The sequence below is a fragment of the Flagellimonas ulvae genome, assembly GCF_049333175.1.
Classification (GTDB): domain Bacteria; phylum Bacteroidota; class Bacteroidia; order Flavobacteriales; family Flavobacteriaceae; genus Flagellimonas.
The window spans coordinates 3,426,795-3,451,088 of record NZ_CP186325.1; the positions used below are offsets into that span (position 1 = coordinate 3,426,795).

Annotated in this window: 22 protein-coding genes; 21 read left to right on the top strand and 1 reads right to left on the bottom strand. The window is 39.3% G+C overall.

Going from position 1 to position 24,294, the window contains the following annotated elements:
• Window position 1 precedes the first annotated feature (1 nt).
• The 18 genes from ACOKFD_RS15985 (at window position 2) to ACOKFD_RS16070 (ending at window position 20,443) form a co-directional block, all read left to right on the top strand.
• Window positions 2-703 carry a LytR/AlgR family response regulator transcription factor gene (locus tag ACOKFD_RS15985; protein WP_422858835.1) on the top strand — a complete coding sequence of 234 codons (702 nt, stop codon included), beginning with the start codon at window positions 2-4 and terminating at the stop codon, window positions 701-703.
• A 106-nt stretch (window positions 704-809) separates the two neighbouring features.
• Window positions 810-1,112, top strand: a complete 303-nt coding sequence (locus ACOKFD_RS15990; RefSeq protein WP_422858836.1) for an STAS domain-containing protein — start codon at window positions 810-812, stop codon at window positions 1,110-1,112.
• A gap of 17 nt (window positions 1,113-1,129) precedes the next feature.
• Window positions 1,130-1,975, top strand: a complete 846-nt coding sequence (locus ACOKFD_RS15995; RefSeq protein ID WP_422858837.1) for a glycosyltransferase family 2 protein — start codon at window positions 1,130-1,132, stop codon at window positions 1,973-1,975.
• Window positions 1,976-2,229: 254 nt separating this feature from the next.
• The gene (locus ACOKFD_RS16000) at window positions 2,230-2,595 is read left to right on the top strand and encodes a response regulator transcription factor (RefSeq protein ID WP_106144454.1); all 366 of its coding nucleotides are present in this window, start codon (window positions 2,230-2,232) and stop codon (window positions 2,593-2,595) included.
• 12 nt (window positions 2,596-2,607) lie between these two features.
• Window positions 2,608-3,807 carry a sugar transferase gene (locus ACOKFD_RS16005; RefSeq protein WP_422858838.1) on the top strand — a complete coding sequence of 400 codons (1,200 nt, stop codon included), beginning with the start codon at window positions 2,608-2,610 and terminating at the stop codon, window positions 3,805-3,807.
• On the top strand, window positions 3,807-4,544 hold the full coding sequence (locus ACOKFD_RS16010; protein WP_422858839.1) for a TolC family protein: 738 nt from the start codon (window positions 3,807-3,809) through the stop codon (window positions 4,542-4,544). Before ACOKFD_RS16005 ends, ACOKFD_RS16010 begins: the two co-directional genes overlap by 1 nt.
• Before the next feature lie 2 nt (window positions 4,545-4,546).
• The gene (locus ACOKFD_RS16015; RefSeq protein ID WP_422858840.1) at window positions 4,547-6,778 is read left to right on the top strand and encodes a GumC family protein; all 2,232 of its coding nucleotides are present in this window, start codon (window positions 4,547-4,549) and stop codon (window positions 6,776-6,778) included.
• Entirely contained in the window at window positions 6,778-8,121 is a 1,344-nt protein-coding gene (locus ACOKFD_RS16020) for an oligosaccharide flippase family protein (RefSeq protein ID WP_422858841.1), read from the top strand. Before ACOKFD_RS16015 ends, ACOKFD_RS16020 begins: the two co-directional genes overlap by 1 nt.
• A complete protein-coding gene (locus ACOKFD_RS16025) occupies window positions 8,121-9,593 on the top strand; it encodes a hypothetical protein (protein ID WP_422858842.1) in 1,473 nt (490 codons plus the stop codon). The genes ACOKFD_RS16020 and ACOKFD_RS16025 overlap by 1 nt, the downstream gene beginning before the upstream one ends.
• A 10-nt stretch (window positions 9,594-9,603) precedes the next feature.
• Window positions 9,604-10,485, top strand: coding sequence for a glycosyltransferase family 2 protein (locus ACOKFD_RS16030; protein WP_422858843.1), 882 nt, complete (start codon window positions 9,604-9,606; stop codon window positions 10,483-10,485).
• 177 nt (window positions 10,486-10,662) lie between these two features.
• The gene (locus ACOKFD_RS16035; protein ID WP_422858844.1) at window positions 10,663-12,621 is read left to right on the top strand and encodes an LruC domain-containing protein; all 1,959 of its coding nucleotides are present in this window, start codon (window positions 10,663-10,665) and stop codon (window positions 12,619-12,621) included.
• Between the two features lie 37 nt (window positions 12,622-12,658).
• Entirely contained in the window at window positions 12,659-14,011 is a 1,353-nt protein-coding gene (locus ACOKFD_RS16040) for a UDP-glucose dehydrogenase family protein (RefSeq protein ID WP_298994664.1), read from the top strand.
• A 9-nt stretch (window positions 14,012-14,020) separates the two neighbouring features.
• A complete protein-coding gene (locus ACOKFD_RS16045; RefSeq protein WP_422858845.1) occupies window positions 14,021-14,989 on the top strand; it encodes a UDP-glucuronic acid decarboxylase family protein in 969 nt (322 codons plus the stop codon).
• Window positions 14,990-15,002: 13 nt separating this feature from the next.
• Window positions 15,003-16,211 (top strand): glycosyltransferase, encoded by a 1,209-nt coding sequence (locus tag ACOKFD_RS16050; protein ID WP_422858846.1) that lies wholly within the window; start codon window positions 15,003-15,005, stop codon window positions 16,209-16,211.
• 1 nt (window position 16,212) lies between these two features.
• Entirely contained in the window at window positions 16,213-17,376 is a 1,164-nt protein-coding gene (locus ACOKFD_RS16055) for a glycosyltransferase family 4 protein (protein WP_422858847.1), read from the top strand.
• Complete coding sequence (locus tag ACOKFD_RS16060) at window positions 17,373-18,566, top strand: glycosyltransferase (RefSeq protein ID WP_422858848.1); 1,194 nt, start codon at window positions 17,373-17,375, stop codon at window positions 18,564-18,566. Before ACOKFD_RS16055 ends, ACOKFD_RS16060 begins: the two co-directional genes overlap by 4 nt.
• A gap of 11 nt (window positions 18,567-18,577) precedes the next feature.
• On the top strand, window positions 18,578-19,216 hold the full coding sequence (locus ACOKFD_RS16065; protein ID WP_422858849.1) for an acyltransferase: 639 nt from the start codon (window positions 18,578-18,580) through the stop codon (window positions 19,214-19,216).
• A gap of 15 nt (window positions 19,217-19,231) precedes the next feature.
• Window positions 19,232-20,443 (top strand): glycosyltransferase, encoded by a 1,212-nt coding sequence (locus tag ACOKFD_RS16070; protein ID WP_422858850.1) that lies wholly within the window; start codon window positions 19,232-19,234, stop codon window positions 20,441-20,443.
• Here ACOKFD_RS16070 and ACOKFD_RS16075 read toward each other — a convergent pair.
• Entirely contained in the window at window positions 20,440-21,579 is a 1,140-nt protein-coding gene (locus ACOKFD_RS16075) for a hybrid sensor histidine kinase/response regulator (RefSeq protein ID WP_422858851.1), read from the bottom strand. The two genes, ACOKFD_RS16070 and ACOKFD_RS16075, sit on opposite strands and share 4 nt — an antisense overlap.
• 221 nt (window positions 21,580-21,800) lie before the next feature.
• Between ACOKFD_RS16075 and rfbB the strand changes: the two genes are divergently transcribed.
• Genes rfbB through rfbC form a run of 3 tightly spaced genes read left to right on the top strand, consistent with a single transcriptional unit; the run spans window position 21,801 to window position 24,279 of the window.
• Window positions 21,801-22,838 carry a dTDP-glucose 4,6-dehydratase gene (gene rfbB / locus ACOKFD_RS16080; RefSeq protein WP_422858852.1) on the top strand — a complete coding sequence of 346 codons (1,038 nt, stop codon included), beginning with the start codon at window positions 21,801-21,803 and terminating at the stop codon, window positions 22,836-22,838.
• 27 nt (window positions 22,839-22,865) lie between these two features.
• Complete coding sequence (rfbA, locus tag ACOKFD_RS16085; RefSeq protein ID WP_422858853.1) at window positions 22,866-23,726, top strand: glucose-1-phosphate thymidylyltransferase RfbA; 861 nt, start codon at window positions 22,866-22,868, stop codon at window positions 23,724-23,726.
• A 4-nt stretch (window positions 23,727-23,730) separates the two neighbouring features.
• Entirely contained in the window at window positions 23,731-24,279 is a 549-nt protein-coding gene (rfbC, locus tag ACOKFD_RS16090; protein WP_422858854.1) for a dTDP-4-dehydrorhamnose 3,5-epimerase, read from the top strand.
• Window positions 24,280-24,294: the final 15 nt, after the last annotated feature.

The window sequence follows — 24,294 nt, forward strand, 5'->3', positions numbered from 1 at the left end:
GATGAGAAGCATAATTGTTGATGACGAAGCAAGTGCCAGAGCCATTGTCAAAGAGCTTTGCAAAACCATACCGGAAATGGAGGTAAGGGCGGAGTTTCCCAATGCGGTGGAGGCCCTAAAGTTTCTTAAGGACAATCAAGTGGATTTGATTTTTTTGGATATTCATATGCCAAAACTAACAGGCATTGATTTTATAGAAACACTTCAAAATCCACCAAAGATTGTCTTGACAACCTCGGATAAAGACTTTGCCATAGAAGCATATGAATATCCTTTTATAGTGGACTACTTGGTGAAGCCTATAAGCCCAGAACGGTTTCAAAAATGTGCCGTCAAATTGAATTCTGCTTTCAATGGGGGTGCTTCAAATTTGTTGAAAGAAGAGGATGTCGAAGATGACCTTTACATAAATATTGACCGAAGGTTGATCAAGCTAAAATTCAGTGATATTCTTTTGATTGAGGCAAAAGGAGATTATATTGAGATTCAAACCTTGGGGAAACGATATAGGGTGCATTCCACTTTAAAGAAAATCAAGGATAAACTTCCAGAATCTCGATTTCTTCAAATTCATCGTTCGTTCATCATCAACTTTACTCAAATAATTGATATACAAGATAATAGTGTGTTAATTGAAAAGAGTGTAATTCCCATTAGCCGATCTAATCGCCCAGAATTGATGCAACGTTTGAATTTGTTATAAAAAGAAAGAAAAATACTACAATATATATAAATGTATACGTTAGTATAGTTAGACACATCATGAAAATGTTAAAACAGGATTCGTAACCATTTAATTGTTTTGACATATGCCATTGGAAATAAAGGAAAATCGAGGAGTTTATAAGATTTTAGGAGAAGTTACCGCTCAGCACGTTGGTACTTTGCAAGCTTATTTTGATTCCATTTTGGAAACTAATGATAGCTTCATGGTAAATCTGGAAAACGTGACCGTATTGGATTCTTCTGCGGCTCATTTTTTTGAAAAACTCTATCGAAAATCCGCGGAATTGAACAAAGTAGTTGCCTTAATTGGAAGACAGAACGAAAATGTTCTGGAAACCATGAATACTACAAAGACCAATTACATTTTGAGCCCGGACAGGGTGTAACCAAATTTTCCTTGGCCATGAAGGTTACTGATTACCAACCCTATTTTGAAACTACACCAAAACAACTTAGCGATATTGATTTTGAGCGGTTAACTACATATTTTCAGCTTTTGGATAAAGTCGAAAAACCAGTTGTGAGTTTATTGGTGCCAATCTACAGGGCTAAGGAAACCCTTTTGGGGCACATAATGTCCCTTTCCAATCTAAAGACCATTATTCCTTACGAGGTGGTTTTTGTTGAAAACAATGCCGACGAGGTTTCTTTGCAAATCTTGAGGGAATTGGGAGCGAAAATAGTGAGTCAGCCACAACAAGGAATAACCCATGCCCGGCAAAAAGGTTTAGAAGAAGCCCGTGGTCAGATTGTATGCAGCATGGATCCCGATACCATTTATGATCCCTACTACATTGACAAAATGGTTTTGCCTTTTTTTCAAGAGAAGGAATTGGTATTATGTTATTCGGTATCCAAAAGTTATGAAAACGATTTCCAGCTTTCCACTCGGATGAAGATTCGTAATCGTCTTAAAGTGATTTACTTCAGATGGAAGATTTCACGAGGGTTCATTCATAAAATCAAACATATACGTGCAGTCGGGATGGCAATTAAAAAAGAAGCTATAGCTGGCATCGGTTACGATACCGACTTAAGGGCTGTTTCGGGTTGCGATGATGGCATGTTGGCTATACATCTTTATACCAAAGGGACATTTAAGTATGTTCCAATTGATATTTATACGGCACTACCACCTAAAAGGGAACCTGGGAAACCTTTCCCATTTTGTAATGAAAGGTTTTATGACTTCAACAGACCCATACACGAAACTTTTCAAGAGCTGGAGATTTCAGATTCCACACTTTAAGTTATAGTTAAAAAACATACTTTCTTTCCTTATTTATAAGGCTCAGATTCTATTGAATATGAACTGATCTTCTAAGGCAAAGCAGCTGTTTGCTTGCATGTGTTATTGACCGATTAGCATGCAAATACCAACACCTCCGATATATTGCCACTTACAACATGCTCGCTTGATTTGACAACATTGAATTATTATAAAGTAATATTTATCCTACTTTCACACGTATTAAAGACTACGTAATTAAAATAGTAGGAATCATGAAAATTTTAGTAGTAGACGATAAGCAATCACTGAGTGAATTGGTATCACAATTTTTGGGACAATCCTATAATGTAACCACCACGGAAGATGGCTTGGCTGCATTGAGCTGGATGCAAGATGGTAATATTCCGGATTTGATAATAACCGACTTGGAAATGCCAAACATGGATGGTTTTGAACTCATCAGAAAGGTAAAGGAAAGCGGATATTTTTCCAATATTCCCATAATCGTTTTGAGCTGTAGAGACAGTAGCTCTGATCGTATTCAGTGTTTAAAATTAGGTGCCGACGATTACTTGGTCAAACCCTTCAATCCAGAAGAACTCTTGATTAGGGTAGAGAAGTTGTTGGTAAGAACATAAGAACAGAATACCATGGAAATTGTATCCGATAAAAAAGTCCAACTTCTGTATGTCGGCAATAATGTCAATATGGCCAATCAATTTTCGGCCTATACCCAAAAAGTGGATTTTCATGTTGTTGATAATGCATTACAAGCCGTGAAATGGCTGGAAGAAAATCAGGGTGTGGATGCCATTCTTTGTGAAAAGTACATACCAGGTCAGACGGGAATTGAGTTTCACAAAACCCTTAGAAAACGCTTTGCAAACAATACATCCATTCCGTTTATTTTGGTCGCCAAGGAAAGGGGCAAAGAAGACTTATCGGAAGCTGTAAAAAATGGGATAGATGACTTTTATGTGCAACCCATTTCTGTTGAAAACATAATCGATAGGGTTCAATTTCTAAAGGAACTCAAAGCCAATTTAAAGCGAGAAAAAATTGCTCCTTCCAAAGGAAATCTTGAAGAATATAAAATAGGTTTTTGGAAACGGACATTTGATATTCTGGTTGCTGGGACTGTATTGCTAATAGCTTCCCCATTTCTCATTTTAGTGATATTGGCGATTCGATTGGAATCCAAAGGAAAGGTCTACTACATATCAAAGAGAGTAGGTACCGGCTATAAAATATTTGACTTTTACAAGCTTCGTTCCATGTATCCGGATGCGGATAAAAGACTCAAGGAATTTGAACATCTTAACCAATATGTTCACGATGAAGAGGAGGAACATTTGGATGCAGCTCCCGAACCAATTGAGCAAAGCTCTGTATCTGGAACAATGCTCATTGGTGACGATACTGAAGTAGAGGAAGTACAGCACAATACTAAAAAAAGGGAAAATGCAAAGAGCGCTTTTGTAAAATTTGACAACGATCCGAGAATAACTAAAGTGGGGCATATTATTAGAAAATTGAGCATTGACGAACTACCTCAATTGATTAATGTATTAAAAGGGGATATGTCCATTGTTGGCAATCGGCCCTTACCGCTTTATGAGGCCGAAATGTTGACTACTGATGAGTGGACGGATAGATTCAACGGCCCTGCGGGGATAACCGGTCTTTGGCAGGTTGAAGCTAGGGGCAGAAGCTCAAAAATGTCCCCAGAGGAAAGAAAACAGTTGGATATAAAATATGTAGAATACGCAAACAGCAAGTACGCCTTCATACTGGATATGTGGATAGTACTACGAACGTTTAAGGCTGTTTTTCAAAAAGAAAACGTGTAATGCGAAAGATTTGGGGCGTTTTACTGTGTTTTTTGATGGTTTCTACTGCGGAAGCACAGGCAATTAATGAGTTTATAGAGAAGGGTCTGGAGGAAAACGACATTAGCAAAAAACTACCTCCTTTGGATACCTTAATTGCTATGGCAAGGGATTATTCCCCCTTCATCAAGGTTACAGAATCTGAACAACAATATCGTGATGGTGTGGTATCTGCAGAGCAAAGAGCCTGGTTGGACTACATCAACCTAGAGGCAGGATACAACTACGGAATCTTTGATAACCTGAGCAATTCACAGATTGCTGGTGACCCCCAAAGTCAAGCCTTGTTTTCAACAGAGCAAAGCCGATATAATGTGGGAGTCTCTTTACGTCTCCCGCTTTCCGCAATAATCAATAGAAGAGCCAATATTTTAAGTGCCAAAGGCGAAGCTGAAAAAGCTCGTTTTGAAACCCAAGTGGCTGAAGTGGAACTTGAACAGAAGGTAGCGGAATTGTATAACGACCTTATAAAACATCATCGCATGTTCTTTATATCTGGGAACATTGTGGACAATTTCAGGGTACAATCCATAAGAGCCGAGAAGGATTTTGCCAATGGAGTTATCAATGTTACCGAATACACAAGACTCCAGCAAATGATGAATCAAGCCACTATGAACTTTGAACTCCAGCGTTCTGAATTTGTGGGTTCGGTAATGGCCTTGCAAAACATTATTGGAGCAGAATTGAATATTTAAGAATGAAGTTTAACCTGTTATTTTTTGTCCGTTTACTGCTTCGGCACATAGGCTTGCTTATTGCGGTGCCTATACTTTTGGCTTCCATGGTTTTTTATCTTACCAGAGATGAGCCCAAAGTGTTTAATTCCAAAGCTCGGATATATACAGGAATAGCTACGGGTTCCAATATAGAATTGGAGAATACCAAAATAGACTTTAGAGCCACAAACACGGCTTACGATAACCTTTTGAATCTCATAAAGGCCAGGACTACAATTGAAATTGTCGGGTTGAAATTGTTCACCCAGCACATGACCTTGGACAGTGCGGATGTAAAAATCATTTCCAGGAAAAAGTATCAGGACTTGATGAGTATTGTTCCGAATGAGGTAAAAGAGTTGGTAGTTAAGGGGGATGCTGCAAAGACTTATGAGAATTTTTTAGAGCTAAAGGAATCCGACCATACCAACTTTATCTATAAGCTTATCAATCTAGATCATCCTGATTATAGTATAGAAAAAATCTTGGGGCGTATTGGCCTTCGGCGTATATCCAACAGTGATTTTGTGGATATCGATTTTGAATCGGAAGATCCGGCCATTTGTCAAAACACCCTTTTGATTCTTTGTGAAACATTTGTAAGGCTCAATGCAGATATCAAAGCCAATCAATCAGATGCCGTGGTTCGTTATTTTGAGGGACAGTTGAACAACTCCACTTCAAGCTTAAGAGGCGCAGAGGACGAATTGCTCAATTTTAATCGCACTCATAACATCATCAACTACTACGAACAGACCAAACATATTGCTGCGGAGAAGGAGGAATTTGAAATCAAGTATTTTGAAGTACTTCGAAAATATCATGCATCTAAAGCAGTGCTGGAAACATTGGAATCCAAATTGGAGACCCATGAGCTTCGAAGATTATCCAGTCAAAGTATTATGAAACTCCGCAAGGAGCTCTCCAATTTAAACTTTGACGTTTCCATGAAGACTCTCGGATTGGAAAAGGATTCTGTTCAAATCGAAAAAGATGCCAAAGAAGTCTCCCAAAAAATGCAGCGAATCAAAGAATTGGAGCAAAAATTAGCTTCTAACATCGATACGCTTTATAAAACAGATTATGATACAAAGAGTATTGCCTCAACAAGCATCCTTTCAGATTGGTTACAAAACACCATTGATTATGAAGGTTACGATGCACAGTTAAAGGTGATGGAGCAAAAAAGAGAGGAATTTGTAAAGTTGTACCAGAAATTCTCTCCCTTGGGTGCCACAATGAAACGACTCGAACGTAAAATTGATATTGCGGAAAGAGAATATTTGAGTTTGCTTCACAGTCTGGGGCTTGCCAAATTGAGACAACAAAATGTGGAATTGAAATCAAATATTAAACTTACAGAAGTTCCATTTTATCCTATTAGCCCTAAACCCAGTAAACGGATGCTCTTGGTTATCGTAGCGGGGTTGGCAGGTTTTATTTTAGTGGCGGCAACCATTCTGGTTTTGGAGTTGCTGGATGGCAATATTAACACAGCAACAAGGGCAGAGGATAAAATTGGTTTGAAAGTATCCTCCATTTTTCCGGTAATTGGAAAATCAAGCTCAAAAATAGACTACGGATACCTAAAGAATAAGGCAGTAAACGCAATTTCTAGAAACATTATCCTAAATCGTTTTAAGAAAGACAAAGAAAGTGAACCTGTTGTCAACATGCTCTTTTCAACCCAAGAAACCGAAGGAAAAACCTTTATCTGTAAGCACTTGCTGGATAAATTATCTGAGCTGGATTATAAAGTACTGCACATCACTTATGACGATGAAGATTTGGAACTGCAATCGAATAATTATCAAAAATTGGTATATCCAATTAGTGACCAGTTGTACAAAATTTCAAACGTAAGAGAGTTCGATATATCGGGAAGAATTGAAGATTTCAGTGTTTTCGATTTTATCCTGCTAGAGATTCCAGGAATAATCAGAAACCCATTTCCGGTGAAATTGGCCTCTACAATGGATTATACTTTTTTGGTCACAAGAGCCAACAGAGCTTGGAGCGAGGCAGATATCAATGCATTGGAATTGTTCAATGAAGCCACAACCGGTCCAGAACCAACTATTATCCTAAATGGGGTGAAAGTACTCGAGATGGAAACCGTAGTTGGGGACTTGCCAAAGAAAAGAACCTTGATCCGAAGATGGATTAAGAAAGCGGTACAGTTTAGATTTTTCACTAAAACCTCGGTTGCCTAATGTTGCAGAAAATTAAACATATAGGTAAGGAGAAGAATTTGTCCTCATTAATGGCCAATGTAAGCGTGGCTTTTTTAGGATTGCTGAGCTTTATGTTGTTAACGCGCCAACTTCCCAAAGAGCTTTTTGGAGAATGGGTATTGTTTATCACTTTGGCCACTTTTGTGGATTTACTAAGATTTGGACTTACCCGTACTTCATCGGTTAGATTACTTTCTGGAGCCAACGGGAACCAAAAGAAAACCATTTTAGGGTCATCCTTTAAGATTAATCTCATATTGCTAGGTGCACTTACGTTACTCTGTTGGTTATTGTACGGACTAGTCATACTAACCAATCTTCAAATCAATAATGGCTACGAGCTGTTTTTAATATACTATCCATTTTTGGCCCTATCCAACTTAAGCTGGAACAATGCCATGTCACTATTCCAAGCAGAGCAAAACTTCAAAAGGATGATGTGGGTTCGATTATCCAACGTGGGATTGTTTTGTTTGTTTTTGGTGCTGAACCAATGGTGGCTGGCATGGGGACTGGAAGCCATTATTTGGATAAATATTGCGGTAAACGCCTTTTCCGGAATTTGGTGCTCCTTAAAAAACTGGGACGGTTTGACCTATTTGGTCAATGCCAAAAGAAAGATTGAAAAAGAGCTTGTAAATTTTGGAAAGTACTCTATGGGTACCTTAATAAGTTCAAGCTTGTTAAAGAGCTCGGATACTTTCATTATTGGTATGAGCCCCATATTGGGTTCAGCAGGTATAGCCATGTATGCCATTCCATTAAAATTGACAGATTTACTGGGGATACCGCTTCATAGTTTCACAATGACCGCTTATCCTAGAATGGCAAAAAAAGCGGTTGAGAACGATGTGCTAGGAGCCAAAAAAATCTTCTATTCCTATGTGGGCATTGTTACACTTTTGTTTTTTCCAGTAGCATTAATTGGTTTTGTTTTCGCAGAACAAATGGTTCTATTCCTTGGAGGGAAAGAATACTTAGATGCACTGCCCTTACTGACATTGGTTTTTAGGGTGTTTACGGTTTATATTATGCTGCTGCCCATAGATAGATTTACGGGAGTGTTATTGGACAGCATCAATAAACCCAAACTGAACCTGTACAAGGTACTGGTGATGACTTTTTCTAATATCCTATTGAACATATTGGCTGTTTTTGTATTTGAAAGCCTCGTAGCGGTTGCAGTTGGGACTGTGCTTTTCACAATTATGGGTATGATTATGGGCTTCTACTATTTAAAAAAAGAAATTCAGGTTGAAAGCCGTCAAATTTTTTCTGAGAGCCTGGTGTTTTTGAAGAACCTTAAAACACATTTGGGCTAATGAATCCATTTGAAAAGACACATGGTTCTGATTACCTGAGAAAACCTCTACCTATTCTATTGATTTTGTCCATTGCCATTACAGCAGGACATTTAACGGCTACAAAAGGTCTAGTTGCTGGCTTAGCCATTATTGTACTGCCTTTTGCGGCTCTTTACATGGGTGCACTTTTTGTAAACCCTCGTATCGGAATCATCACCATCTTGATTTTCAACTTTTTTGTGTTGGGAATCGGGCGGTACATTCCTATGACCTGGGGCCTTTTAATGGACGGACTCATGGTATTGATGTACCTAGCTTTGTTCTTTAAAGCATTTCGGATAAAAGTTCCCTGGCAAAAAGCAAATTCGCAGTTGACCCTTTTGGTTACGATTTGGTTTGGGTATGCTGTTCTACAAATTGTTAATCCTGAAGCCGTTAGTGTTGCAGCTTGGTTTTATGCCATGCGAGGTTTAGCCCTATATCAATGGTTATTCGTTCCCTTGGTTTTTATCCTGTTCAACAAAGAAAAAGACCTACACCTATTCTTTGTCATTTGGGGAGTACTATCCGTTTTGGCAACCATGAAGGGGATGCAACAATTGATTTTCGGGGTAGACTCCTATGAACAAGCATGGTTGGATGCTGGAGGTGATGTTACTCATATCCTTTTTGGAAAGCTTCGTATTTTTTCATTTTATTCCGATGCCGGTCAATTTGGAGCCTCCCAGGGACATACCGGTGTGGTTTTCGGGGTCTTGGCCCTGTTTGCCAAAAACCGAAAATTTCAAATCTTTTGTGGGATTGTGGCCATGGCCGGTTTGTTGGGAATGATGATTTCCGGAACCCGAGGAGCTATAGCCGTTCCTGCCATGGGAGGTGTTATGTTCATTTTGGTGAGAAAGCATATCCCAAGTATAATATTAGGTGTAGTTGCCGGGATAAGTGTTTTCGTCTTTTTCAAATACACGACCATTGGTAACGATAATGACCAAATCCGTAGAATGCGAACTGCGTTTGATTCCAACGATGCTTCATTGGAGATGCGGCGAATCAATCAGGCAAAGCTTAAGGGGTATTTGGCAACTAGACCTCTGGGGGGAGGAATTGGTTCCACAGGAAACTGGGGAAAACGCTTTTCTCCGAATACATTTTTGGCCAATACTGCTACGGACAGTTGGTTCGTGGCAGTCTGGGCAGATACAGGAATTGTGGGTCTTTATTTACATCTTTTCATTCTTTTCTTTATTCTGATAACCGGAGCATACAATTGTATGTTCAAAATACGGGATGATTGGTTGAAAGGAAGAATCACGGCACTTGTCTGTGGTATGGCCGGCATCATGTTGGCTTCTTACGGAAATGGAGTCTTTGGACAATTCCCCACCTGTATTCTAATGTACACAGGAATGGTGTTCATTTTCATTTCACCAAAATTGGATAAGAAAATCAGGGAAGAAAAAGAAGCTCAATTAGAGTTGCAGGCGGCGTAAAACTTAACTTATGGAACCATTAGTATCAATTATCACTATAAATTACAATGAATCTGATGTAACCTTGGATTTATTAGAATCGGCAAGAAATCTGACGTATCCCAACTACGAAATAATTGTAGTTGACAATGCATCCCCCAATGATAATCCAGATATTATTAAGGAAAAGTATCCTGAAATCAGACTTATAAAAAGCCCAGAAAATCTTGGCTTTGCAGGAGGTAACAATTTAGGTGTAAAGGAGGCTAAAGGAGAGTATTTGTTGTTTATTAATAATGATACCATTGTACCTCCGGATTTCATTCAGCCTTTGGTGGAAACCCTTCAAAGTGACGAAAAAATTGGGATGGTGAGTCCAAAAATAAAATTCCATTGGGACCCCACCTTGATTCAATATGCAGGGTATACCCCCATGAACAAGTGGACTATCCGAAACAATAGTATTGGCTACCATCAAAAAGATAATGGAGATTTTGATGAACCTAAAGAAACCCAATCCATTCACGGAGCGGCTATGATGGTTCCAAAAAAAGTTGTGGATGAAGTAGGGATGATGACGGAAATTTACTTTTTATATTATGAAGAACATGATTGGGCTGAAATGGTAAAAAGAGCCGGCTACAAAATCTACTACCAACCAAAAACCCACATTCTGCATAAGGAATCTGTGTCCACAGGAAAATTCAGTCCGTTGAAGACCTATTACATTTCCCGAAATCGGATTCTTTTTGCTAGACGAAACTTTAAACCCTTGTCTTTGGGGGTAAGTCTACTTTTCCAATGTCTTGTCTCTATTCCCAAAAACACACTTCAGTTTTTGATCAAACGGGAATTTGCTCATTTAAACGCTTTTTGGAGGGCTATTACCTGGAATTTGAGGAATAAAGCTTAGATTTAAAGTCCAATTGAATGACTTCGTTTTCCCGATAAAATGTATCTTTATTTGGATGAATATGCAATTTGTCCGTTGCTAAGTGGCTTTTTTACAACAGCATATATCCACTTTACAACAATTACTTTTCTTATATAAAATGTAGGATAATATTTACAAAAATATTAAACCTACAAAATGTTTCAACCCCTTAGAATAGCACTGATTTTTGTTCTGGTGCTTACATTTTTTAGCTGTGTCAGCGAAAACGACCTAGACCCTCCTATTGATGATCCGGTCACTGTTGACCCAAATGGACCACTAGCTGGATTAAATGTTTCTGCAAGTTTTGACTACACCACTAGTGATGAGATAAATGTCTCACTTGATGTTCCCGAGTTTTTGAGCAAAGCCGTTTTCACCCTTTACAGTAAAACAGCTACACAAGATAGTATCCCTTTTGGTCGTGCTACTTTTGATTCTGAAGGACATTTTGAACAAGATTTTGTATTGACCGCTCAAGCGGATAGTGTTATCCTGGTTTCTGATTATATAGGATTGACCAAGGATATTCACTTGGCCATTCAGAACAATGCAGTTTCTTTTGACTATAGACCCCTATACGATAGAAGTGGAGCAGCAAGTAAAGTGGCACATACAACCTTCGCTGCAAGCAAAGGAAAACGTAGCCTAACTTCTAAGGTTGACTATACGTATTTAAGTAGTTACAATGGCTTGGGAGTTCCAGATGATATGGAGCTGCCCGATGTGATCCAACAAAACCTATTGGATGATGTAAATGCCTCATTGCCGGAACGAAGTAGGGTCCCTATTGCCAATCCACAATTCTTAGCTAATGAAAGTGAGACCAGTATGGTGTTGACAGATTTAGCCGATGTTTGGGTGACCTTCGTTTCTGAAGGAGCTGGATTTAGAAATGCCATAGGCTACTATTCGTATCCCATTGGTCAAAAACCGGCTACGGTAGATGATATCGCCGCCCATAATATAATTTTCCCCAACGTATCGATGGTGGGTTCATCGGGAGGGTTGGTCCCTGGAGATAGAGTCTATCTCGGTAGATTTCCTCCTAATACTGTGGTCTCTTGGTTTATTGTGGCCAATGGATGGAATGGGTCCGATGTGGGTGATGGAAGAAACATCTTTTACTCTGACCCGAGCTTTAATCCTGAAAATGGCAGTTTGAGCAATCACATGGTGCAACTCTATGACAGTGCTCGTGAAATCAACTTTTTGGCTTTTGAGGATTTGCGAAGAGATGCAGGCTCAGATGACAATTTCAATGATGCGGTCTTCTATGCTAGGGCTAACCCTGTAGAATCCATTGAGTTGACCAATGTAGTTGCATTGATTCCTGCAAATGATTCAGATGGAGATGGCGTTAATGACGAATTGGATGATTTTCCATTTGATGTCAACCAGGCCTTCAACAACTTTTCACCTAGTGAAAACTTAACTGGAGTTTTGGCCTATGAGGATCTGTGGCCCAGCCAAGGGGATTATGACTTTAATGACTTGGTGGTTTCGTACTTCTATAATTTGATTACCAATGCTTCAAACGAAATAACCCGAATTGAAGGAACCTATACAGTTGACAATATTGGTGGAGCCCAACCTAACGGTTTTGCGCTATTCCTTCCCATTGACCCCAGTTTGGTAAACGATGTGCAAGGTCAAGTAATCAATGCGGATTACATCAACTTAAATGCCAACGGAACGGAGTCTGGCACTGCCTCCGATGAGACGGTCATTTTCATAGCGGGAAATACAATTGAGATGCAAGGAAGTACCATCAATATTGGTATTGATTTCAACACACCCGTAAGCTATACAGACTTGGGCTTGGTTCCTTTCAATCCATTTTTAATCTCTAATGGTGATAGGTCTAGGGAAATTCACTTGCCTGATTTTCCACCCACCAGCAAAGCCGCTTTGTTGAGCAGCTCGGACGATGATAGCGACCCTAGCAGCGAACGATATTATAAAACCGCGACCAATTTACCTTGGGCACTGAACATCTTTGATGAATTTGTAGCTCCAGCTGAATCAATTCCCATAACCATTGAATATCCAAGATTTGTGAATTGGGCAAATTCTGGCGGCACCCAAGATTTAGATTGGTACTCAAGACAATAAAATAATCAACTATTAAACACAAAATTAAATCTATATCATGAACATTACAGTAGTAGGAACAGGCTATGTTGGATTGGTAACAGGAACTTGTTTCGCCGAGACCGGAATCAATGTCACTTGTGTGGATATTGACAAAAAGAAAATTGAAAAGTTGAGAAGGGGCGAAGTCCCAATTTATGAACCTGGTCTGGATGTTCTTTTGGAACGAAATATTGACAAAGGGAGAATCTCTTTCACTACCAGTCTGCAAAAAGGCATTCAAGAATGTGACGCTGTTTTTATTGCTGTGGGAACACCTCCAGATGAAGATGGAAGCGCAGATTTAAAATATGTATTGGGCGTGGCTCGAGAAATCGGTCAGCACATGGAAGATTACAAAGTGGTAATTACCAAAAGCACGGTTCCAGTAGGTACTTCTTTTAAGGTAAAAGCCGCAGTAGAGGAAGAATTGCAGGCCAGAAATGTGCGCATTCCTTTTGATGTAGCCTCAAATCCAGAATTCCTTAAGGAAGGAAGTGCAGTGGATGATTTTCTAAAACCAGATAGAATTGTTGTTGGAGTAGAGAGTAAAAGAGCAGAAAAAGTAATGAAACGCTTATACAAGCCATTCTTGATGAACGGGCATCCGCTTTTGTTCATGGACATTTTCTCTTCGGAGATGACCAAGTACGCCGCGAACTCCATGCTGGCGACCAAAATCAGTTTTATGAACGATATCGCCAATTTATGCGAATTGGTAGGTGCCAATGTGGATTTGGTTCGAAAGGGAATTGGTTCTGACACCAGAATTGGAAATAAGTTCATTTATCCGGGCACTGGATACGGTGGGAGTTGTTTTCCAAAAGATGTGCAGGCTTTGGTTCGCACAGCAGATGAATATGGGCACTCTCTAGAAGTGTTAAAGGCGGTTGAAGCAGTGAATTACAGACAAAAAACCACCTTGGTGGAAAAGATAAAACGTCACTTTGGTAATGACCTCAAAGGAAAGCAGTTCGGAATGTGGGGACTCTCGTTTAAACCAAAAACGGATGATATGCGTGAAGCTCCATCTCTGGTCATCATTGAAGAACTTAAAGCGTTAGGTGCCACCATACGAGCTTATGACCCAGTTGCGATGGAAGAAGCAGAAAGAATTCTGGGAGATAAGATTGAATATGCCAAAGATGAGTACGATGCCATTATTGATGCAGATGCTTTGATTTTGGTTACTGAGTGGTCCGAGTTCCGTATGCCCAACTTCAGGATTTTAGAAAAACTGATGAACCAAAAAATCATTTTTGATGGAAGAAATGTGTATGACCCTGAAGAAATGGAAGAATTGGAATTTACATACTATAGTATTGGAAGAGAACCAGTGCAAAGTAGTGAAAAACAAACCGTAGACCTTTAAATCAAAAAAATGAAAAGAATATTAGTTACCGGGGGTGCCGGTTTTGTAGGATCTCATTTATGCGAGCGTTTGCTTAACGAAGGAAACGAAGTCATTAGCATGGACAATTACTTTACCGGAAGGAAAAGTAAAATAGTTCATTTGATGGACAATCCTTACTTTGAAATCATAAGGCATGATGTGACCCTTCCCTACTTTTTAGAAGTAGATGAGATATACAATCTGGCCTGTCCAGCTTCTCCGGTGCATTACCAACATAATCCTATAAAAACTGTCAAAACATCGGTTTTGGGAGCCATTAATATGTTGGGATTGGCCAAAAGGATAAAAGCAAAAATCCTACAGGCTTCTACAAGCGAAGTATACGGAGACCCAGAAATACATCCACAACCTGAAGACTATTGGGGGCATGTGAATCCCATTGGGATACGCTCCTGTTATGACGAAGGGAAACGATGTGCGGAATCCTTGTTCGTCAACTATCACACATCCAATAACGTGCTGGTAAAAATTGTTCGAATTTTCAACACCTATGGTCCACGGATGGAACCAGATGATGGACGGGTAGTGTCTAATTTCATCATGCAGGCACTTCAAGGCAAGGATATCACGGTTTTTGGTGATGGAACTCAGACCCGGAGTTTTCAATATGTAGACGACCTTGTGGATGGTATGATTAAAATGATGGGCACCGAAGATGATTTCATTGGTCCGGTTAACATAGGAAACCCGGGGGAATTCACGATGTTGGAATTGGCACAGAATATTATTGACTTGACAAATTCAAAATCAAGGATTATCTATTTGCCTTTACCTTCGGATGATCCCATGCAGCGCAAGCCTGATATCTCATTGGCACAGGAAAAACTGGAAGGTTGGGAACCACGTGTGGATTTGCGCACTGGGCTCACCAAAACCATAGCATATTTCGACAACCTGCTTCAGGAAAAATCCATAAAGGAACTACTTGAAAGTTAAGCTTAGAAAATAAATGGAAGTAATCAAACTTATCGTTAATGGAATTGAAATCCTGCTGATTGGGTATTTTGGTTTTGCTTCCATTTATGTTTTTGTCTTTGGTTTTGCAGGACTTTTTAAGCCCAAGGAAAAAGAGACTATTTTTCAGAAACAACGAAAATTTGCAGTGCTCATTCCCGGATATAAGGAAGACGCTGTCATTGTTGATGTGGCAGAACAAGCCCTCAAACAAACCTACCCGACTGACTTATATGAAGTCATCATCATAGCAGATTCTTTTCAAGAATCTACCTTGTCCGAACTTAGGAAATTGCCTTTACGAGTCGTTGAGGTTTCTTTTGAAAAGAGTACCAAATCCAAGGCATTGAACAAGGCCATGGAGGTTATAGGCGATGATTACGATGTAGCTTTGATTTTGGATGCAGACAACATTATGAAACGAGAGTTTCTTGTAAAAATCAATGAATCTTTCAATCAGGGGTACAAAGTAGTTCAAGGACATCGCATAGCAAAAAATACCAATACCTCATTCGCCATTTTGGATGCGGTAAGTGAAGAGGTCAACAACCATATTTTTAGAAAAGGACATCGAGTCTTGGGCTTTTCCTCAGCACTGATTGGTTCAGGAATGGCCTTTGACTATTTTTTCTTCAAGAAAATGATGGCCCAAGTGAAAGCCGTTGGCGGTTTTGATAAGGAATTGGAGCTTGAGCTGTTGAAAAAGCGAATCAAAATCGAATATCTTCATGAAGCTTTGGTGCTGGATGAAAAAGTCCAGAAATCAGAGGTCTTCGCCAACCAAAGAAAACGGTGGCTTTCGGCACAATTCATCTATTTCCGAAGATATGTGTGGGATGGTCTTAAAGAACTTATTGTCAAAGGCAATCTAGATTTCTTGGATAAAGTATATCAGATGGTGTCACCACCACGGGTGTTATTGCTCGGGTTAGTGGTTGTTTTTTCACTGCTCTACTTACTTCATAGTTTATGGCCTGATTCTTCTGTTTTGATGATTTCCCCATTTTTGTGGTACGGTACTTTGTTGCTTACCATTTTCGCTTTTGCCTTTTCAGTTCCAAAAAAATACTATAACGGAAAGACCCTTCAAGCAATTTTGACATTACCGAAGGCATTTTTTCTCATGTTCCTTTCCTTGTTCAAATTGAAAGGAGCCAATAAAAAATTCATCCATACAGAACATGGAACCATCAACACCCCATAAAATGAAAATTGGTATTGAAGGACAGCGATTATATCGCAAGAAAAAACACGGGATGGACATGGTGGCTTTGGAGCTTATCAAAAGTCTTCAAAGGATAGATACGCATAATGACTATGTCATTTTCGTCCGCCCTGATTTTGATAACACCTGTATTCCAAAAGCTCCCAATTTTAAAATCGTGGAGTTGGATTCTAAGTTTGGCTACCCCGGATGGGAACAAATTGCTTTACCCAAAGCTGCCTATGCAGAAGGGTGTGACGTTCTGCATTGCACCAGTAATACGGGCCCTCTTTTTTCCAAAGTTCCTTTAATAACTACCCTACATGATATTATTTATTTGGAGAGCATAAGTCTTTTCAAAAAAGAAGGGACATGGTACCAAAAACTGGGGAATATGTACAGAAGGTATTGTGTGCCCCCAGTTATAAAAAGAAGTAAGAAGGTCATTACAGTTTCCAATTATGAAAAGGAACGGATAAACAATCATTTTGGCTTTACGGATGATAGGTTGACAGCAATATATAATGGAGTTGGAGGTCATTTTAAAAAAGTGACGGATGTATCCAAGCTAAATACCATTAAAGAAAAATATCAGCTACCAGAAAAGTTCTTTTTCTTTTTAGGGAATACAGACCCAAAAAAGAATACCAAAGGGGTTTTAAAAGCTTTCGCTGACTTTAATAGGCAATATCCTAGCCAATACAAGTTGGTAATGTTGGATTATGATGAAGTAGAGTTTGATAAATTGCTCCACGCCTTGAATGTAAGTGAAATAAAGGATTTGGTTAATTTAACAGGCTATGTTCAAAACATGGATTTACCTGCAATTATTAGCCAATCTACTGCCTTCCTGTATCCTTCACTCCGTGAAAGTTTTGGCATACCAATTTTGGAAGGAATGGCATGTGGGGTTCCAGTGATCACATCAAATACATCCTCAATGCCCGAAGTAGCTGGAGAGGATGCTGCATTGATTGTAGACCCCTTTGATTCGAAACAAATAACAGGGGCTCTTGTCACTTTGGTCGAAGACAATGCCTTAGCTCATCTTTTGGCTGAAAAAGGAATTGAACGTGCGAAAAACTTCTCTTGGGAAGCAATGGCCAAAAACGTATTAGAGCTCTACAGAGATGTACACAAAGAACTTAAACATGAACTAGTATGATCAAGGGCAGAGATATTGTAGTTGTTGGGATTCAGGCCTGGGATATTGAAATTGGTAGTAACTGTAAGAACATTGCACTCGAGTTTGCAAAGCACAATCGCGTGTTGTATGTAAATCCGCCTTTGGATAGGGCAACACTTAAAAGAGAAAGAGAATCGGATAAAATCCAAAAAAGACTCCGCATAAAAAATGGAGAGGAAAAGGGTTTGGTTGAGATTGAGGACAGCCTTTGGAACTTATATCCAAAATCCATGACTGAATCCATCAATTGGATACCCTTTCATGGATTGTTCAAAATACTGAACAGGAGAAATTCCAAAATTTTTGCCAGGGATATAAAGGAAGCCATGCAAGAACTTGAGTTCAAGGATATCCTCATATTTAACGACAGCTCCATGTTTCTGGGATTGCATCTTCAGGAGTTTTTGAACCCGGAAAGTTATACCTATTACATGAGGGATTACCTAATTAAAGTACCCTATTGGCAGAAGCATGGTGAGCGCATCGAACCTCAAATCATAAAAAAAGCGGATGCTGTAGTCAACAACTCAACCCTCTACACGGAGTATGGGCTAGAACATAATAGGAATAGCTATATGGTAGGACAAGGTTGCGATGTTTCCTTGTTCAATGATGAAGAAAATGAAATTGAAATCCCACAGGAATTTGTTGGAATTCCGCGACCTATTTTAGGGTACATAGGATATTTAACCAGCATGCGGCTTGATTTAGATTTATTGGAACACATTGCCCACGCTAAAAAGGAATGGAGCATAGTGCTGGTTGGCCCAGAGGATGATGACTTTAGAAATTCCAAACTCCATGAATTGGACAATGTTTTCTTTTTGGGCAGGAAAGATGCTTCTCAATTACCCGCTTACGTGAAAGGATTTGATGTTGCGATGAACCCTCAAGTGGTCAACGATTGGACCATTGGAAACTATCCAAGAAAAATCGATGAATACCTGGCGATGGGGAAACCCACCTTGGCTACCAAGACCAAGGCGATGGAGATGTTTGAAGAACATGTTTACCTAGGGGAAACTAAGGAGGATTATTTGGAATTGGCGCAAAAAGCGTTGAATGAAAACTCTAAAGAACGAATTCAAGCACGAATCACTTTTGCGAAGAGCCATACATGGGAGAATAACGTGAAGGCCATCTACGAGGCCATTAAGAAATCAGCCTAAAACCAAAACATATGGGATTGGTCAATAAAATTAAGGAGAATCAAAAGATTAAGTCATTTACCTATTGGCTTATTGTACCTAAAAATCAAGCAAGACCCCGAAGATGGGTCAAGTGGTTTCTGAATCCATTTTATCACAAAAAAGGAAGAGGAGCTACCATCTGTCGCCGAACCCGAATGGATGTTTTGCCATGGAGCACCTTTGAACTTGGAACAGACTCTACCATAGAGGATTTTGCCACCATAAATAATGGGGTGGGAGCTGTGAAAATTGGGGATAGAACCAGAATAGGGTTGGGAAATACATTGATTGGACCAGTTACCATAGGTAATGATGTGCGTTTGGCGCAAAATATTGTTCTATCTGGATTGAATCATGATTATGAGGATGTATCCAAGCCCATTCACGCCCAAGGCGTATCTACTGCACCTATTTTTGTGGAAGATGAAACGTGGATTGGTGCCAATACCGTAGTGGTAGCTGGGGTAACTATTGGCAAGCACAGCATTGTTGCAGGAGGAAGTGTGGTTACCAAGGATGTGCCACCCTATTCCGTAGTGGTCGGAAATCCGGCACACGTGGTAAAAACCTATAATCCCGATTCCGGTGAATGGGAAAGAGTGATCAAAAAGAATTTAGTGGCCGTTTAGGATAATTAATTTTACATGGAGTTTTTAGCATACTTTTTTTGGATTGCCCTATTTATAATTTTCTATTCGTATTTGGGCTATGGTATTTTACTATTTGGTATTATAAAACTAAGAAGGTTACTAGGTCTTGGTAAACCCTTCACTGGAAATGAAGCGTATGAACCCGAAGTGACACTATTTGTAAGTGCCTATAATGAAAAGGATTTTTTGGAGCGAAAGGTTCAAAATTCAAGAAGTTTGGATTATCCTGAAGACAAAGTGACTCAAATTTGGGTGACGGATGGCTCTAATGATGGTACTCCAGATTTATTAAGAAAATATGCAGGCGTACAGGTGTATCATTCTGATGAGCGTGCAGGAAAAATAGCAGCAATGAATAGAGGGATGACTTTTGTGAACACCCCGATTGTCATTTTTTCAGATGCAAATACCGATTTAGGTAAAAATTCTATTCAGGAAATTGTTAAACTGTTCAGAAATCCAAAGGTAGGATGTGTTTCCGGTGAAAAACGCATTTATTCCAAAGATGTAGACAGTGCTGCCGGTGCAGGTGAAGGTTTATATTGGAAATATGAGTCCCAACTTAAAAAATGGGATGCTGAACTATATTCGGTTGTGGGCGCAGCTGGTGAACTTTTTGCTATAAGAACCAAACTTTGGCAGGAAGTGGAACGGGATACATTGTTAGATGATTTTATGATTTCTCTTCGAGTCGCCATGAAAGGACATACCATTCAATACAATCCAGAAGCCTATGCAATCGAATCAGCTTCGGCCGATGTGAAGGAAGAATTGAAACGAAAAATTCGGATTTCTGCAGGTGGAATCCAATCGGTAATTAGATTGAGGTCCCTTTTGAACTTCTTCAAATATGGCACGCTATCGTTTCAGTATATTTCACATCGTGTGTTACGATGGACATTGACACCTCTGCTTCTTTTATTAATAATTCCTGCCAATTTCGTTTTGGCAAAAAATGAAGGCCTTTTTGACTTTGGAATCTACAGTTTTCTATTTTGGTGCCAAGTGGCTTTCTATATTGCGGCCTTGGTAGGCTGGTTTTTGGAAAATAGACAGATTCGATTGAAGGTTTTATTTATTCCTTACTATTTTTTCATCATGAACCTATCCGTTTACTTAGGTTTTGGAAGATATATAAAGGGAAACCAATCTGTGAATTGGGAAAGGGCCAAAAGGGGAGGAGTAAACCCACAAGCTACAAGTTAGGCCATCTCCGTTTCGGTATAAAGTGGGATATCAAAATAAAAGGTACTTCCCTTGCCCACATCACTTTTGATTTTTAAATCACCTCCATTTTTATGGACAAAGCTCTGACATAGCACCAACCCCAAACCTGTACCAGGTTCCTTTTCGGTACCTAATTTGCTAAAGTGTTCGTTAGGGTTTAGAATCTTTTGAATGTCCTCTTTGGAAATCCCATTACCGTTGTCTTGAACTTCTAAGACCACACTATCGTTTTCCAATCTTGAATTGATACGGATAGCTCCTTCAACCGGAGTAAATTTAATAGCATTGGATAATAGGTTGCGCAAAACCGTTTTTATCATATTGTTGTCAGCAAAGGCAAAAGTGCCTTCTGGAACATTATTGGAAAGCTCTATTTTCTTGTGTTCGCTGCCTAGTTTTAAAAGCCTAAGTGTTTGTTCCACCAAATCATGCACATCAAGTTTCTCTGGAATCATTTGAATTTGATCACTTTCAGATTTGGCCCAGCCCAATAAATTTTGGAGAAGATTGAGGGCTTCGTCCATGGTTTTTAAAAGCCCAAAAACGGTTTCATCCAAAAAAGCATCGCCTTTTGGGTCAATAATTCCTCGCATAATGAAATCCATCTTAAGCTTAGCTGCACTCAATGGAGAACGTAGATCATGCCCAATAATGGAAAACATTCGGTCCTTTAGTTCATTGGATTGCTGGAGATTTTGGGCCTGCTCCTCAATTTTTTTCCGAGCCCGCATTAATTCAATATGTGTTCGTATACGGGCAATGAGCTCCTGCTCGTTAAAAGGTTTGGTCACATAATCTACGCCTCCTACTTCAAAACCTTTCACCTTGTCTTTTACGTTAACCTTACCTGTAAGGAAAATAATCGGGATGTTACGGTATTCTCTAAATTCCTTGATTTTTTCGCATAACTCAAAACCTTCAATTCTGGGCATAATGACATCCAATAAAATAAGGTCAGGCTTACGTTCCTTTAGAAGTTCAAAAAAGTAATCATCATCGCTGGTTCCTACAAACTCATATTGATTTCGTTCCAGTATGAACCTGAGCAATTCTAAGTTGAGCTGTTCATCATCTACGGCTAGGATATAGGGTTTTTTGGGATTTTCAGAATCCATATAACTACTAAAGGTGCTACACTAAATTAGGAAAAAGTTTTCTTTTACATAAGAATTAACCTTTACTCTGATGTTGGAAAGGTTAATAAAGTTGGCGGGTTTACCCATTAAACCTATCTTCAAGGTGTTCTACCAACAAAAAACAGGCATTCACAACAATAATTGAGTGACAATAAAAAGTAGGATTATATTTACGAATAAAGTAATATAAAGTCTAAAGAATGACAAATATTTTGGTAACGGGAGGAGCTGGTTTTATAGGTTCCAATTTTGTTCCCTACTATTTGAATACACGGCCCGATGATCACATCATAAATATAGATGCGCTCACCTATGCCGGAAATCTTGAAAACCTTAAGGAAATTGAAGGGCACTCCCGATATACCTTTATTAAAGGTGATATTTGTGATAGAAAATTGGTGGAGAAACTATTTGAACGGTATAATATCAAGGCCGTCATTCACTTCGCCGCAGAATCTCATGTAGATAACTCTATTACGAATCCTGACGCTTTTATGCAGACCAACATCATTGGTACATTCAATTTGATTGATGTTGCCAAAAAGCATTGGATGGTTGGTCCAGGAGTTTACAAGGAAGCTTACAAGAATTCGAGATTCCATCATGTTTCTACGGATGAAGTCTATGGGACTTTGGGTAAAGAAGGTTTGTTCCATGAGACTACACCTTATGCACCGAACAGCCCCTATAGCGCTTCAAAAGCTTCATCAGATTTTATTGTGCGCAGTTACCATCATACTTATGGTATGAATGTAGTGACCACCAATTGTTCCAACAATTATGGTCCAAAACAGCATGATGAAAAATTGATACCCACCATTATCAGAAAGGCACTGGCCGGAGAATCTATCCCAATTTATGGAGATGGTTCCAATATTCGCGACTGGCTTTACGTTCTAGACCATTGTAAGGGCATTGCTTTGGCCTATGAAAAAGGAGTTTCTGGAGAGACCTATAACATTGGCGGAAGGAATGAGCGAAACAATGTTTATATAGCTCAAACAGTCTGTGAGATTTTGGATAAGAAACACCCAAAGGCCAATGGTTCTTCATATAAGGAATCAATTTCCTTTGTAAAGGATAGAGCAGGGCATGATTTCAGATATGCCATTGATGCCTCAAAAATTGAGGATGAATTGGAATGGGAAGCAGACGAGAATTTTGAAACAGGAATAGAGAAAACCATAGATTGGTACTTGGAAAGGTTCATCAAAAAAGACACAAAAAGTTTGGCTTAAAAACCATAACAAAGAAATAAGCAAAAAATGAAAGGAATAATATTGGCTGGAGGTTCGGGAACCAGATTGCACCCCATTACTTTGGCGGTAAGCAAGCAGTTGGTCCCTGTGTACGACAAACCCATGATCTATTACCCATTGTCTACATTGATAGAATCCGGGATATGGGAAATATTGATTATATCAACTCCACACGACTTGCCTCTTTTTGAACGCTTGTTAGGTGATGGAAGAAAATATGGATGTCGATTTGAGTATGCGGTTCAAGAAGAACCCAACGGATTGGCCGAAGCTTTTCTCATTGGAGAGGAGTTTATTGGAGATGATAAAGTTGCCTTGATTTTGGGAGATAACATCTTTTATGGAACAGGATTGGAAACCTTGTTGCAATCCAATAACAATCCCGACGGAGGAATTGTTTATGCGTATCATGTAAATGATCCGGAGCGGTATGGAGTGGTAGATTTTGATGATGAGGGGAATGTTATTTCCATTGAGGAAAAACCAAAGCAGCCTAAATCAAATTATGCTGTTCCAGGTATTTATTTTTACGACAATGATGTAGTGGAAATTGCTAAGAATATTAAACCCAGCGCACGAGGGGAATTGGAGATTACCGATGTGAACAGGGAGTACCTTAAGCGAGGAAAACTTAAAGTAAGTATAATGGATAGGGGAACCGCGTGGTTGGATACGGGTACGTTTCAATCCCTAATGCAAGCATCCCAATTTGTACAGGTCATTGAAGAACGACAAGGGCTTAAAATAGGAGCCATTGAATCTTCAGCCTATAAAATGGGATTCATCACCAAAAACCAGTTTAAAGCATTAACGGAGCCTTTCCTCAAAAGCGGATACAGTACCCGCCTTTTGGAAGTTTTGACCTAATACTATGCAAGTACAGAAGACAGAAATAGGGGGATGTTATATTATAGAACCCAAAATATTTGAGGATAAAAGGGGATACTTTTTCGAAAGCTTCAGCCAAAGCAAGTTTGAACAACTTACGGGAATAACATCTCAATTTGTACAGGACAATGAGTCCTTTTCAACAAAAGGGGTGCTGCGTGGATTGCACTTTCAAAAAGGAGAATATGCCCAAGCAAAATTGGTTCGCGTAGTGGATGGCGAAGTTTTGGATGTCGCGGTGGATATTCGCCCGGAGTCTAAAACCTTTGGCAAGGTAGTTACCACACTACTTTCTTCAAAAAACAAAAAACAGATGTATGTTCCAAGGGGTTGTGCCCACGGATTTGTAACTTTGAGTGATACAGCTACTTTTTTCTATAAGTGCGACAACTATTATAATGCAGCTTCCGAAGGAGGTATTTTATACAACGATCCTATATTTAATATTGATTGGATTTTGGATGAAGAGGATTTGATCATTTCAGAAAAAGACAAGCTTTTACCTGTTTTTAAAGAAGCAGTTCCCCGTTAATAAGGATTGATTAAA